10 protein-coding genes are annotated in these 13,996 nt (G+C 35.0%); 2 read left to right on the forward strand and 8 right to left on the reverse strand.

From position 1 onward, the window contains the following. Positions 1 to 251: 251 nt before the first annotated feature. On the forward strand, positions 252 to 1,556 hold the full coding sequence (locus tag ACJ2A9_RS19340) for an MBL fold metallo-hydrolase (RefSeq protein ID WP_441423333.1): 1,305 nt from the start codon (positions 252 to 254) through the stop codon (positions 1,554 to 1,556). 201 nt (positions 1,557 to 1,757) lie between these two features. Here the strand turns inward: ACJ2A9_RS19340 and hpaB are convergent, their stop codons facing one another. The 8 genes from hpaB to ACJ2A9_RS19380 all read right to left on the reverse strand — a co-directional run bounded on the left by hpaB (position 1,758) and on the right by ACJ2A9_RS19380 (position 13,301). After that, the gene (gene hpaB / locus ACJ2A9_RS19345; protein WP_441423334.1) at positions 1,758 to 3,212 is read right to left on the reverse strand and encodes a 4-hydroxyphenylacetate 3-monooxygenase, oxygenase component; all 1,455 of its coding nucleotides are present in this window, start codon (positions 3,210 to 3,212) and stop codon (positions 1,758 to 1,760) included. 218 nt (positions 3,213 to 3,430) lie between these two features. Continuing rightward, positions 3,431 to 5,494, reverse strand: coding sequence for a cation:proton antiporter (locus ACJ2A9_RS19350; RefSeq protein WP_441423335.1), 2,064 nt, complete (start codon positions 5,492 to 5,494; stop codon positions 3,431 to 3,433). A 214-nt stretch (positions 5,495 to 5,708) separates the two neighbouring features. Next, positions 5,709 to 6,764, reverse strand: coding sequence for a C40 family peptidase (locus tag ACJ2A9_RS19355; RefSeq protein WP_441423336.1), 1,056 nt, complete (start codon positions 6,762 to 6,764; stop codon positions 5,709 to 5,711). Positions 6,765 to 6,940: 176 nt separating this feature from the next. Next, positions 6,941 to 8,791 (reverse strand): diguanylate cyclase, encoded by a 1,851-nt coding sequence (locus tag ACJ2A9_RS19360; RefSeq protein WP_441423337.1) that lies wholly within the window; start codon positions 8,789 to 8,791, stop codon positions 6,941 to 6,943. A 156-nt stretch (positions 8,792 to 8,947) separates the two neighbouring features. Then, the gene (locus ACJ2A9_RS19365; protein WP_441423338.1) at positions 8,948 to 10,093 is read right to left on the reverse strand and encodes a PstS family phosphate ABC transporter substrate-binding protein; all 1,146 of its coding nucleotides are present in this window, start codon (positions 10,091 to 10,093) and stop codon (positions 8,948 to 8,950) included. A gap of 126 nt (positions 10,094 to 10,219) precedes the next feature. Continuing rightward, positions 10,220 to 10,981 (reverse strand): hypothetical protein, encoded by a 762-nt coding sequence (locus ACJ2A9_RS19370; protein WP_441423339.1) that lies wholly within the window; start codon positions 10,979 to 10,981, stop codon positions 10,220 to 10,222. Between the two features lie 246 nt (positions 10,982 to 11,227). Then, positions 11,228 to 12,412: a sulfite reductase subunit alpha gene (locus tag ACJ2A9_RS19375; protein WP_441423340.1), complete on the reverse strand. Its 1,185-nt coding sequence runs from the start codon at positions 12,410 to 12,412 to the stop codon at positions 11,228 to 11,230. A 466-nt stretch (positions 12,413 to 12,878) separates the two neighbouring features. Continuing rightward, positions 12,879 to 13,301, reverse strand: a complete 423-nt coding sequence (locus ACJ2A9_RS19380; protein WP_441423341.1) for a VOC family protein — start codon at positions 13,299 to 13,301, stop codon at positions 12,879 to 12,881. 153 nt (positions 13,302 to 13,454) lie between these two features. On the opposite strand from ACJ2A9_RS19380, the gene ACJ2A9_RS19385 reads away from it, so the two are divergent. After that, positions 13,455 to 13,889 (forward strand): GNAT family N-acetyltransferase, encoded by a 435-nt coding sequence (locus tag ACJ2A9_RS19385; RefSeq protein ID WP_441423342.1) that lies wholly within the window; start codon positions 13,455 to 13,457, stop codon positions 13,887 to 13,889. The last annotated feature ends 107 nt before the right edge of the window (positions 13,890 to 13,996 follow it).

Consider the following 13,996-nt stretch of genomic DNA (forward strand, 5'->3'; position numbering starts at 1 on the left):
GTTACATTAACTATAGTATCAGCTAACAGTCCGTAAACAAATTGATTTGCTTGGGAAGAAAAGAGCAAACCACACTTTTCCAAAATAAGGAATAAAGCGGCCGACATTTGGTAATAATCAATAACAAAGTTTACAGCTTATATGACCATTTATTACATATCGTATCCCTGTTCTGCTGAAAACAAATAAATATTATTGTGATGAAGTATTCCATTTTAATATAAGTATGAAATTTGATATGAGGTGTTAGCGTGAAGATAGAAATGGTAAACCATGCTTCCGTAATTGTAGAAAGTGAAAATATTAGATTAATAACAGACCCTTGGATCGAGGGGACAGCTTTTGATAAAGGCTGGGGACTTTTATCAGAATCAAAATTTACATTTGATGACTTTAAGAACATTACACATATATGGTTTTCTCATGAGCACCCAGACCACTTTCATCCACCCAACCTAAAAAAAATTCCTGAAGAGTACCGAAAAAAGATTACTATTCTCTTCCACGAAACCGAAGACAAAAAGGTGATTGAATTCTGTAGAAACGTCCTTGGTTTTTACGAGGTAATTGAACTAACAAAAAATAGGTGGTATGACATTCATCCCGACTTTTCTATACTAAACATCCCTTTTGGTGTTGATGATTCTTGGATATGTATTAAATCGGAAGGTACAACATTATTAAATGTAAATGATTGTGAAATTAATAATTCGAAAGACGCACAACTCATCAAAAAAATTGTCGGTGATGTCGATGTATTATTTACACAATTTTCCTATGCAGGTTGGGCCGGAAATAAAGATGAAGTCTCGTTAAGGAAAAAAAGAGCGTCAGAAAAGCTGGAAAAGGTCATGATGCAAATTGAGGTATTTAAGCCTGCATATGTCATTCCCTTCGCTAGTTATGTATGGTTTTGTCACGAGGAAAATTCCTATATGAACGACTCTGTGAACCGAATTGATGATGTGTATTTAATGCTTACAAAAACAGACGCAAGACCACTGATTTTCTATCCTGGTGATGTTTGGAATGTTAATGCAGATTACGATTCGTTACCTGCAATTGAAAACTATTTAAAAGATTACGAAAAAGTCAGCCGCAAAGAAGCACTAATTAAAACAGTACCAACTACAGAAGAAGAATTGTCCAAAAGTACCGAAAAGTTTATTAAAAAAATGAAACAACAAAATAACCTCTCTTTATTAAAGTTTTTATGGAAACCAATAAATATTTATATCACTGATTATGAAAAGTCATATAATCTCTCACTAGAGCATGGCTTAGTCGAAACCCAAGTTGACTACGATCATTGTGATATTGCATTAACATCTGAAGCATTAAATTACTGCCTAAATAATTTATGGGGTTGGAGCACGCTCCGCATCAACGGAAGATTACAAGCCCCTAGAGGCGAAGGAGCAAACTTTAATCGATTCGTGAAGTTAGGAAATGTAGCTTCATTAAATAATTCCGGACGATATTTAGGCTTTAACGGGAGGTTCCTCTCATTCGCCTTTGAATATGTTGGTCAAAACGTTTTAAGAAAACTTTCATAAACATTAATTGAAAAAAGTCATTTTGAACCATAAAATTCAAAATGACTTTTTTCTATTATTTTAATACTGCGCTTAATTCTTACTCTAAAGACGAACTACCGGAAGAGAGAAGTAGATCATTAAACGACATCCGTATTGCTATATACCAAAAAAAATCACCTTTACTCTAACAATGTAAAAGGTGACCTAACTTTTAACTTTCTATCCTTCCCCATCTTCAGCTAAAAAATTTTTCTCAACTCGTTCGATCAGCTCTTTGCGGTTATAAGTTTGATACAGCATGCTCGATAAACGGATTGGATCTCCAAAGAAATAACGTTCGTACAATGTTTGTCTTGAACCAAACGCACTCATACACGTATCCCATGCGAGACGAAAGAGCTTTACCCTGTCTTTAGCATTTTTAGTAGATGATTGTAGATACTTCTCCAAATCTACTTTTATTTCAGAATAAAAATCACGTTCTGCTGGTATTGCGACTAAACCGCTTGCCCCTAACAACTGAAGGATTTCAATTAATCTAGGATATAATCGTGGGAATGTGTTAATTGCAGCAAATAACGGAGGTAAATTAGGAAGCATGTAGCCATTTTGTTTAACTGCACCTTCTTCAGAGGCAAGTAAAAGTGCTTTCATCGTTTCAAGTGCAACAATGATTTCTGAAACTTTCTCTTGAACATGCTGATACTCACTAGAGTTAATAGCATCCACAATTAGTTGAGCGACCCCTAGAATAAATTCTACTTTTACCACTTGACGGGAAACAACTTGATGGAGGGCAAGTCGTGAAAAGGCCCCTTCTACTGATAATCTGTTTTTAACATCATCATTATCATAGTAAAAAACCCTCTCCCACGGAACAAGAACATTATCAAAAACAACGATTGCATCATTTTCCTCAAACCGAGCACCAAGAGGAGAGTCAAATGTAGATCTTGTGGTCGAAAACGGCTTTCTGCAAATAAACTTTAATCCCTTTGTATTACTTGGAATGGAAAATGAATAAGCATAAGACTTATCGAAACTCACTGGGGTAGAATAAACAATGATCTCGTCCGTCATGCCACCTTGCGTCGCTAGTAATTTTGCTCCTTTTATAACAATTCCTTCTTTATTACGGTCAACAATTTTAGCGGCAACGATTTGATCAGAAAGCTCGTCAAACATTTCAAATGAAGAACGATTCACTTGCGGGTTTATAAATGTATGCGTAAACGACCAATCGTGTTCCCTCGCCTTTTCATAAAAGGAAAGTATATGTTCTGGAAAACAGTTTTCCTTTTTTTCTAAAATGTGCCGGGATGCTAACAATGATACGAGAACTGTATTCATATAGTCTGGACTTCTTCCCATCATCCCTGCATTTGTTTTTGCCCATTCTTGGATCATTAAACGTCTCTTTCTCAAATCATCCTTTGTTGTTGGAACCAAAAAAGACATTCCAATACGATTGCCAGTCGCAGGTGAGACAAATGTCATCAAATCCTTTAAAGATTGATCATGTTGCATATTATACAGCTTAGCTTGGCTCTTCATCACACCTTTAAATGCAGCATGTTCAGATATGTTCCCTTTAACTCGCTCACCTCCGATCCAGACCTCATTGTTTAATTGATCGATTCTCTTAATATACTCCGCTCCTTTTATGGCACCCAATTTGTCACACCTCTTATATCAATTTTTCGGCACTTATATATTCATTTTTTGAGTTTGATTACAATTATCTATTACTTATTTATGATTTCTTAAGATAATTGGTGTTTAAAAACACAGACAAAGGGTATTAGGAGTGAAATAAAATCGATATACTATCCAAATATAAACACGAAAAGACAGTGATGAAATACCTTCACTGTCTTTTCGTGTTTTCTATTTTAATCAAACTCTTTTGATGGCATGATATAAGAAGGCAGTTCAATTCCTCGGGATCCTCTTAAATCAACTTCGGTTTCATGAGGATATATTATTAGAAAACTTAGTAAATTATGTTTTGCTAATTGATGCGGGATCATCTCTAATTTCGGATGCCACGCAATCCTTCCCTGGCGAGCACTAATAAGAACGACGAGATCACTTTTATGAATGTTGTCCATATGATTTGTTACGAGATCATTCCAGCTATTCACTTCTTCAAACGTCGTAGCAAACGGCAGGTTAACATTTGCGAGTGTCTTTCTGTATGATTCAACATCGCCTTTAATCACTAAACAATGCAGTGAAGCACCTAAGTGATCACTCACCTTCCCAGCCATTTCAATTGCCTCGTAAAAGCTCTCCTTGTATTTAATCAGTGGCGGTAAAAGGAGAACTATTCTAGTAATTGTATTTAAAGGGTGAACTAATTTAGCAACCAAAACATTTTGATTTGTATGCTCAAGTGTTTGATCGAGAACACTCCCAAAAATTCGTTGTGGTTTGGTTATATAACCGTTCCAACCAAAAAGGATAGTTGTTATCCGGGTATCAAAGATGGCAGAAGTAATTCCTTTGGCAATGTTTTGATCCAACCTTGTCATCACTTGGACAGGAACTTCAGCACCTGAAGCATAAACGACTGTTTTATTAAGCAAATTTTCCGCTTCAATCAATTGTAATTGCGCAGTCTTCCCATACCCAGTTACAACCTTTAACGGAAATATTGGCTCTGTGGATCTTTTGTCACGGATGATAAAGGCAAGGTCGAGCAAAGGTTCCATTGAGCTTGGGTTCGCTAGCGGGATTAACAACCGTTGTGAACCATGAACATGTTGTACATATTCTTTTTGTTCTTCGGTTACAATCAGTTTTCTCCCATATTTTTCAACAATATAAGGGCCAATAATACATGTAACAAAAATCATCAGAATAACACCATTTACAATCGCTTTATTAAAAAGGCCAAGCTCAAAGCCGACGTAGGTAGCAGCTAATGTAGCCGCAGCTTGCGGAATCGTTAAACCAAAGATCATCCAATTTTCTGCATGTTTATAGTGGAACAGTTTACAAGTGATCCAGGCAGCTATTGCTTTACCTGCAATCACTAAAGCAATCATACTTGTTGCAATCATCAATGCCACTGTATCTCCAAACAAAACACGCAAATCCATCAACATGCCAACGGAAAGGAAAAAAAACGGAATAAAAATAGTATTGCCAATAAATTTTATCCGGTTCATCAACGGCCCGTTTTGCAAGATTAGACGATTTAGTGATAGTCCTGCTAAAAAAGCGCCAATGATCGGCTCTACACCAATAGCAATCGCCATAAAAGCACAGACAAATAAAACTGACATAACAAAAACAAACTCAGTCGACCCTTCACTACTTACATTACGAAAAAACCACTTTGAAACGACTGGAACAAAAACAAAGACAACAATCATAAAGAGAAGGAGCAAAGATAAAAGTTTTACAAAAAACATCACGGTTAAGTCGCCGCTCACAGATCCGGCAATGATTGCTAACGTTAATAAGGCAAACGTGTCAGTCATGATCAAACCGCCTACAGCTGTCGTTACTGCTTTATTTTTAGAAACTCCCAGCCGGCTCGCAATTGGATAAGCCAATAACGTATGCGACCCAAGTACAGAACCTAGCAAAATAGCAGCAGTTAAACTAAGATCAATAACGATTCCTAGACATAAACCTAACAGAAATGGCAAAGTAAACGATAGACCACCGAACAAAATGCTTCGTTTTTGATACTTTTTAAAACCATCAATATCAATTTCCAAACCAGCAATGAAAATAATATAAAGCAGCCCGACTGTTCCTAAAAGGACGATTGTTGAATCCCTCTCAAGTATTCCTGCCCCATTTGGCCCTACAACAATTCCCGCAAGGATAAGCCCTATAATTCCAGGGACTTTGCATCGATTCATGATTATTGGTGCAAATAGAAAAAGCACCATGGACAAAGCAAATATCAAAACGGGATTGGTGATCGGAAGTTCAGTCATACATCCCCCTTTAGCAAACATGCATTTATCATTATCAATATATTGAGGATTAAATGGGAGTAGAACTAGACAAAGACTAATTAATGGCTATTGATCGGAAATATATAAAAAGCCTAACGTTCTTCCATTAGCCTCTTTCCAATCCCCAATCCGTGAAAGTTCTCATTCAAAACAAACCAAGCCACTCATTATGAGTGACTTGTAGACACTACTGCTATTCAATAATTCTTTTTGAAAATAAATAATTTGATGACCAGTAGCGATTTCCTAGCACATTATCGGTAATATCAACACCGAGAGAACTAGAAGCATGAATCATTCTGCCGTCTCCCATATAAATACCGACATGACCAACTCTTCCATCAGAATATAAATCATTGTTCGTAAAAAACATTAAATCTCCTGGCTTTAATTCAGTTACATACGTTCCTTTTCGAGCTTGATCACGTGATACTCGCGGAATATCAATCCCATTTTTCTTAAACACAAGCTGAGTGTATGATGAACAATCAAATAAATTTGGTGCTTCATCTAAAGTTGCTCCAAATTTATACCCAGCACCAATGTATTTTGAAGCATGATCTAACACACTTTGTCTAATGACATTTACAGATTTTGTATTATCCGGCACTTTTACTGGTTGATGTTCCTTAATTGGCGTTACTTCCTTTGGTTTACTTATAGGAATCGTTAACTTTTGACCAACTACGATATGGTTACTTCCTAAATTGTTCGTATTTTTTAATTCTTGAACAGTTATGTGGTGAGCACTAGCAATTTCCCATAACGAATCATCTTTTTGCACGAGATAAAATTGAGCCGGTTTTGTTACTTGAATAGAACCATTATCAGATTTAAAGTGGATATTCGCATTAAACAAAGCACTACTTGCATTAAGTGATATGTAAGCTGTTTGATTGATCCATCTTGGAGGTTCAATATGGATGTATTCATCACCTCTTCTAGCTAGCGTCCCCCCCATTGTTGTTCTTAATTTTGTTGAGCCGTCTGTCACTTCATACGTCAGAGTCTTATCCTCAAAAGTAATATGATTGTACCCTAACATTTTGGCTAATTGTACAAATGGAAGATGCATCTTGTCACTAATGATAATCGGATTAATTCCGTCTACTACCTTACCGTTAACAAAAACGCCTGCTGTTGGAACATCTCGGTAAGCATGAGCAAATCCAGCCCCATTCAGTATACATCCTAGTGAAACAAAAACTATGACTAACCACCTAATATTTCCTACACTTTGTTTCTTCATCTTGTATCTCCTTATCATAAGTTTCTTGTATTTTATTTCCCGTTCAATTTTCTATACAGGGAATTTGAAGAAACAAGAGTGGAATATATTAACAAGGCTTAAAATAAAACAAAAAGTAGAGGTGGTTTCCTCTACTTTTTGTTTGTTTATCAAATTTAGTACATTTCTAACCGCAATTATTCGGTTATACTTGATAATAAATTTGCAGTATACTGTTGAACCTGGTTTTTACCCGATCTCTTCGCACGATATAAGGCTTGATCTGCATATAAAATCAAATCTTCCATATCCATTTCATCAATCGGCATGATCGTAGCTAGTCCAGCACTCGCTGTAATAACATTACTTACATCAGATTTACAATGTGGAATGGTAAGCTCACGAATATACTCGAGCAGTTTTTCTACAACTAATATTGCACCTTCTGCATTCGTTTCAGGAAGAAGTACGACAAATTCTTCTCCCCCATATCTAGCAATAAAATCATCCGCTCGGTATAATCCATCTTTTAATGAACTTGCTATCTTTCTTAAACAATCATCACCTGCCAAATGACCGTAGTGATCATTGTATTCCTTAAAATAATCAATATCAATCATAATCAGTGATAATGGAGTTTGCCTTCGTTTACAACGCGTCCACTCTTTCCTGAATGCTTTATCAAAAGCACGTCGGTTAGGAATTTTTGTTAGTCCATCAACAAATGACAAGTGCTGCAATTCCTTACTCTTTGCTACTAACCTGTGTTCCTTATCCATTCTTTCCGTTATATCACGTGAAATAACTAGAATAAACTCTAGCTCTCCTTGACGATTTTCCAACCTCTTTGCAATCGTTTCAAGCCAAATATACCCTCTGTTCTTTTGTTGAAACCGATGAGTGAGCCGTAGGTAACCTAACAATTCATGGGCTTCCTCAATTAGCTTTTGCCCATGCGCTACATCTTCTGATGGAAGAAAGTCCAGTACACTTTGGCCAATGATTTCTTCTGAGCGATAGCCTAATAAAGTCAAACAGGCTGGAGAAACATAATCGTAATTTCCATTTGTTGTTAAAATAGCGATCAAATCAGTCGAGTTTTCTGTAATAAATCGATAACGCTCCTCGATTTTTAACAATTTCTCTTCTAAAGACTTACGTTCGGAAACATCTCGATATAACACTTGCATCGCTGGTTTTCCGTTATAGTAAATTGGCTTTTCTCTTGCTTCAATATCCAAAATTTTCTGATCTTTAGTTATAATCTTAAATTCATGGTCTCCATCCTCTTCCATCATATGATAGAGTTTCCAAAGTCTTTTCTTCATACTTTCATGATATTCTGGAAGAATAAAATCATAAATCGACTTTCCAATTGCCTCAGACGAGTGAATGTTAACAATTTCCCCAGCTTTCTCATTAGCAAAAACAATTATATTATCCTGATGGACGACCATAGGATCAGGTAGAAAGGTAACTAAACTTCGATACCTCTCCTGACTTTCCTTTAACGCTTTTTCCGTCTGCTTTTGCTCTGTAATATCAATCAAAAAGACCGCAAGTCCATCTCTGTTAGGATACACATGGATAAAGTACCATTTATGTAAACTTTCATAATAAAACTCAAATGCGTTCTCTTGTTGAGTATCCTTTGCTTTTATGTAATTTATATGAATTGTCGTATCAATTAAATCAGGAAATTCATCCCATAAGTTTAAGCCAACTAAATTTCTTTGGTGACCGTTTAAAATTTTTTCTGCTGTCTTATTTAGTTTAACGAATCGCCATTCATGATCAAAGGCAAAATAGGCGCTCGTAATACTATCAAGTATATTTGTCACTTGATCTTTTGCTTTGTTTGCTTGTAATTTATAGTATACTGATTGATCATATTTTTTTCCAAAAAACCATCCAACTAAGACAACAATTGGAAAACCTATTAATTCAATTATCTCTAATTGATTATTAACAGTATAGTAGTAAAAAATGTAGATCAAATGAATACAGATGATTAAGCTAGTCGTTACAACTCTCCCTTTATATCCCATTTATTTCACCCTACTTTAGTATAATTTGTTTTTATCATTTATGAATTTTATGAAGTAGGAATTTGTGAATTTTTTTGTAAAATAATTTTTTTAAAAGTATCTCTAAAAGTTAACCGCTATTCCAATTATTTTTCATGAAGTCACTCGTAGACCAATTTAATGCAAAGGGACATAACCAGTCTCATCAATAATCTTTTGTCCTTGAGAAGAAAGCATCCATTCGATAAACGATTCAACATGTGGATTATTACCGCCTGCCGTAATCACATAAAATTGATCAACAATCGGGTATGTTTCATTTTGGATATTTTCCTTTGTAGGGGCAATTCCTTCAACAGCAATGTATTTAATTTTTCCGATTTGAACCATGTCCTGTGAAAAATGTCTGAATGAAAACCCAATCGCGTTCGTTCGATTCCGATAATTTGTCGTTTCCCGAATAATGCCCCCCATTGCCGAAACAATATCTTCTGAAGGTGGATCCATTAATGGAGCACCTGCCATCACGCTAAGCAACGCCGATTGACTTCCACTTCCTTCAGGTCGCTGAAACGCTCGTATTTCTTCATTATTGCCGCCTACTTCATTCCAATTGGTAATCTCCCCAGAATAAATGCCGCGAATCTGATCCAGTGTCAAAGTATCGATTGGATTGTCACTGTGTACAAAAAACACAAATGCTTCTCTGCCTATGGGGGTAAGCATTAGCTCTCCACCCTGATTCTTTGCACTGGTCATCTGTTTCTCTGATGGGTGAGCCATAAAAATCATGTCCACATCCCTCTTTACCAAACGATCAAAGGCGTGACTCGTTTGGCTAGAAACAACCTCACTATCATATAATGGATACTCTTTCTTAGGATAGACTGCTTGAACAAAAGCTGCATACACAGGATATAAAGCTGTTGCACCATCAAGTGTTGGGAGGTTATCTTCAATTCTTAAAGTAGCTTCTTCAGCTAGTGTGACCGACTTTGTATTTTCAACAAACGGGCGATACTCATTCAAATCAACATCTTGCGTACTGACTACCTCTAGACTCTTAAGATACATTTGATATCCTTCATAGCTCAAAACAGAAACAATCGCTAAACAAACAAACACAATTGCACTTACTTTTGGTATTTTTTTCTTTACTTGTCCATAAATCGCTAGAATGATCATCACTATAACTCCTGCTGTAATTACCGGAACAAAGACAGTATAAAATTTTGCATCCCTAGAAAGAGCTGTGATGATTGTTACAAAAAATCCTATAAAACCGAACACAATGATAGTTATGATGGCGCCAAATATTTTCATTTGATCGAACCTCCTAACAATAAACAAGTAACAAATGGTAAATTGACTATTCAACATATGTTACTTTTAGACTCAACTAACATCACTGGAAAAATAAATAACATCCTCACTGATTGACGTTTCACTTTATATTTGGTCTTCGATTAGAAATTCTTCAATAAATTCCTCTGTTTCATTCATTTCATTAATATCTAAAATACTCGTATCTTCTGCAATTTTTACTAATTGAATTGAAGCTAGCGCTAAATAATGATACCCTTGTTCAACTGCAGTATAGAGGTCGGCTTCTAACTCTGGGTCATGTACTTGATTATGAATATCTGAAAAACGTCCATCTAATGTTGCAACAGCCTTATGATGAATTTCCATTGCCTCTAAATAATGCTTTCGAATAAATTCAACTTCCTTCGTTTCTAATTCAAGTCGTTTTAGGCTTCTAATCCGTTCTGGTATTGTTTTCATAAATGAACGGTAATGATAATCAACAGTAACTCTTTGTTGAACTGCCGCTAGTACATTTTTCACATAAAATGTGTAGTCTTTTGTATGCTCAGGATACTCCTTATCTTCAAGAGCCTTATAGAAACCTTCCAAGTCTTTTTTTATATCTTCTTCTATAGAAGTGACTTCAATACCTACGTTAGGCCTAGCCCCTTGGTAAATATACTTTTCAAACTCTACGTTTTCTCTCTCATTTTTGGTTGTATCGTTAGTATTCTCCTCCATATTTCGATTACCATTATCCACAATTCCATCTTCACGTTCATTTTCCTCAAAATCTATTGTTGTTGATGCAACTTGATCACTGTTTGTCTCAGCAGATTGACCACATGCATTTAAGAATACTGTTATTAATGTAATAAGTAGTATATAGTGCACTGTTTTCATTAGAACCTCCAAAATTTCCCTTGTTAATTTTTCACACATATTCTATCATACTATAATCCTCAAAAAGGTAATATAAGGAAAAGATACTAGGTCTAATTACTTAACACAAATGATCAAGCACGAGTCGATTGGCCTAAAAAGTTAACAAAAAAAAGAATGACTTTCATTCGCATTTATGAATGGAAAGTCATTCTTAAATTCGTTAATAGAGTTACCTTAAACAAGCTTTATTTACATATTTAAATCTTAATATACATCACGTTGGTAGCGATGTTCTTTTTGCATCTTCGCTAAATATGCTTCAGCATCTTCGCGCGTCATGGCTCCCTCTTTTTCAATAATATCAATAAGGGTACTGTGAACGTCCTTCGCCATATATTGCTTGTCTCCACAAACATAGAAGTATGCACCATTTTCTAGCCATTCAAACAATTCTTTACTGTTTTCTGCCATTTTAGTCTGTACATACACTTTTTTATCAGTATCACGTGAGAATGCTGCATCTAACTTTGTTAGTACACCATCTTGCTGATATTGCTCTAATTCAGTTTGATATAAGAAATCAGTTGCTGAATGCTGGTCTCCAAAGAATAACCAAGTTCTACCTGTTCCTTTGTTCACTGAACGCTCTTCAATAAACGAGCGGAACGGAGCAATGCCTGTACCAGGCCCTACCATAATAATGTCTTTGTCAGTGGACTCAGGTAAATTAAAATGTTTATTTTGTTGCACAAATACTGGGATTGTAGACCCTACAGGAAGGCGCTCAGCACATTGTACTGAACAAACTCCTTTACGTTCGCGACCGTGAGCAGTATAACGTACAGCACCAATCGTTAAATGAACTTCACCCGGATGAGCAGCAAAACTGCTAGCAATTGAATAAAGGCGCGGCATCATTTTTCTTAAAAGATTCACGATGTCCTGAGCTGAACCATTCCATGGTCCAAAGTCTCGTAGCATATCAAGTAAATCACGTCCATCGGTATAAGCTTTTAGTTCATTTACACTTTCAGCATCAACAAGATTGTGCAATTCTTCACTTTCTGTATACTGTGCTGCCTGTTGCAATATCTTTTTCGATAATGCAGTTATTTCAAAATAAGTTGTTAATGCATCCTTTAAAGAAAGTGTATCACCTTGCTTATTAATTGATACAGCTTGTTCGGCATCCCAATTCATTTCTTCAAGAATTGCGCCTACTAATTCAGGATCATTTTCAGGAAGAATCCCAAGAACATCACCTGGATCATAAGAAAGACCTGATCCTTCTAATGAAAACTCGATATGTCTTGTTTCTTTACTTGAACCTTCACCGTTTAAATTTGTATTTGCAAGAACTTTCGCATGGAAAGGATTAGTTCTTGAATATACAGTTGCTTTTTTTTCTTCTTTTAATTGATCAGAATTTTTTATTGGACTAAGTTGCATAATATCACCTCACAAAGATATGTAAAACTTATACACTACCATATAACATCAAAATATAATTTAAATTTTATCATTATTATAGAATTTTTAAAGTCCTAAAGCGACCATTTTTTGCAAAATTCTACTTATTAATAAATAAGTGCTATATAATAGTAATGATTTATCTAAAAAAACAATTATAATTAATGATATCACATTTATAGTATAATGGTTGTGTTATTAATCACAATATCCTAAATATTTTTAAATATTGTTTAAATTCGCTATTCCTATATATCAACACTAAACTACACTCGCCTTAATAATATTATTTACCTCTTTCAACAGTTCAGATACCTGCCAAAAAATAAAGTAAGACTAACACATTTGATTAGTCTTACTTTATACAGAAAACGCATTTTTAACTATGGAAATTTCAAATACTAAGCCAGCCTTGTTCTAAAATGATTTGACTTCCTTTTTTTAGTTACATTTCCCCACTGTCATGACTTAACTGCCATTCAATACCAAACTTATCTGTTAATGCACCATAACATTTACTCCAAAATGTTTCTTGCAGTTCCATCTTCACTGTTCCGTTTTCCTTTAGCTTGTTAAAATATGATTTTATTTTTTCAATATCTTCACTTATTACTGCAAGACTTATATTGTTTCCTGCAACAAAAGGGGAACCAGGAAAAGTATCTGAAAACATTACATTACTACCATTAATGTTAATTCGCGTATGCATTATTAAATTTTTTGCTTCCTCTGGAAGAGGGAAATCGGGATTGGGTGGCGCATCTCCAAAAGTCATAAATTGAGGTTGATCAGTTTCGAAAACGTTTGCATAGAACTCAACTGCTTCACGACAATTGCCATTAAAATTAAGATAAACATTAATACTCATAGCATTTGCTCCTTTAAATATATTTAACCACTGATTCAATATTATATAAAATGAAATTGTTAAAAATCAAATTTTCTTTGCAATAATTTGGTAACTACTTAGCTGCAAATGTGCTAAAATGATCTTCGAATATTTAAATAGGGAGACAAAAACATGAATTTAGTAATGAAGGAACTTAAATCCAAAAATGAATTTATTGAGGCATTTCCAATTATGAAGCAACTCCGCCCTCACCTTGATGAAAATACCTATCTAGAATTAGTACTCGATGCACAAGAAAATGATCATTATAAGATGTTTGCACTACTAGAAGACAATAAGATAATTGCTGTTACAGGTTTTAAACCAATGATTACACTCTATTATGGTAGATTTATTTGGGTGTGTGATTTAGTAACAGATACAAACAAACGTTCAAATGGATATGGTGAAAACTTACTAGATTTTGTTCATCAATGGGGAGTACAAAATAACTATGAAAGTATTGCATTATCCTCCGGGCTACAACGTACAGATGCACATCGTTTTTATGAGATGAAAATGAATTATAATAAAGTTAGTTATGTATTTAAAAAAGATTTATTATAGAGACCAGCTGACGAGCAACCACTCTCATAGTGTTATATAGTTGAAAAATATAGAAAGAGAGATTGAAGAAATATGTTCTTCAATCTCTCTTATAGAGTATTGTAATA

Origin of the sequence: Anaerobacillus sp. MEB173, assembly GCF_052119505.1 — a bacterium.
GTDB lineage: Bacteria > Bacillota > Bacilli > Bacillales > JBJMAU01 > JBJMAU01.

Bases quoted from the DNA above. Each gene is read 5' to 3' on its own strand.
- ACJ2A9_RS19350 (WP_441423335.1), bottom strand. From the start codon at position 5,494: ATGACTGAACTTCCGATCACCAATCCCGTTTTGATATTTGCTTTGTCC.
- ACJ2A9_RS19355 (WP_441423336.1), bottom strand. From the start codon at position 6,764: ATGAAGAAACAAAGTGTAGGAAATATTAGGTGGTTAGTCATAGTTTTT.
- ACJ2A9_RS19360 (WP_441423337.1), bottom strand. From the start codon at position 8,791: ATGGGATATAAAGGGAGAGTTGTAACGACTAGCTTAATCATCTGTATT.
- ACJ2A9_RS19365 (WP_441423338.1), bottom strand. From the start codon at position 10,093: ATGAAAATATTTGGCGCCATCATAACTATCATTGTGTTCGGTTTTATA.
- ACJ2A9_RS19370 (WP_441423339.1), bottom strand. From the start codon at position 10,981: ATGAAAACAGTGCACTATATACTACTTATTACATTAATAACAGTATTC.
- ACJ2A9_RS19375 (WP_441423340.1), bottom strand. From the start codon at position 12,412: ATGCAACTTAGTCCAATAAAAAATTCTGATCAATTAAAAGAAGAAAAA.
- ACJ2A9_RS19380 (WP_441423341.1), bottom strand. From the start codon at position 13,301: ATGAGTATTAATGTTTATCTTAATTTTAATGGCAATTGTCGTGAAGCA.
- ACJ2A9_RS19385 (WP_441423342.1), top strand. From the start codon at position 13,455: ATGAATTTAGTAATGAAGGAACTTAAATCCAAAAATGAATTTATTGAG.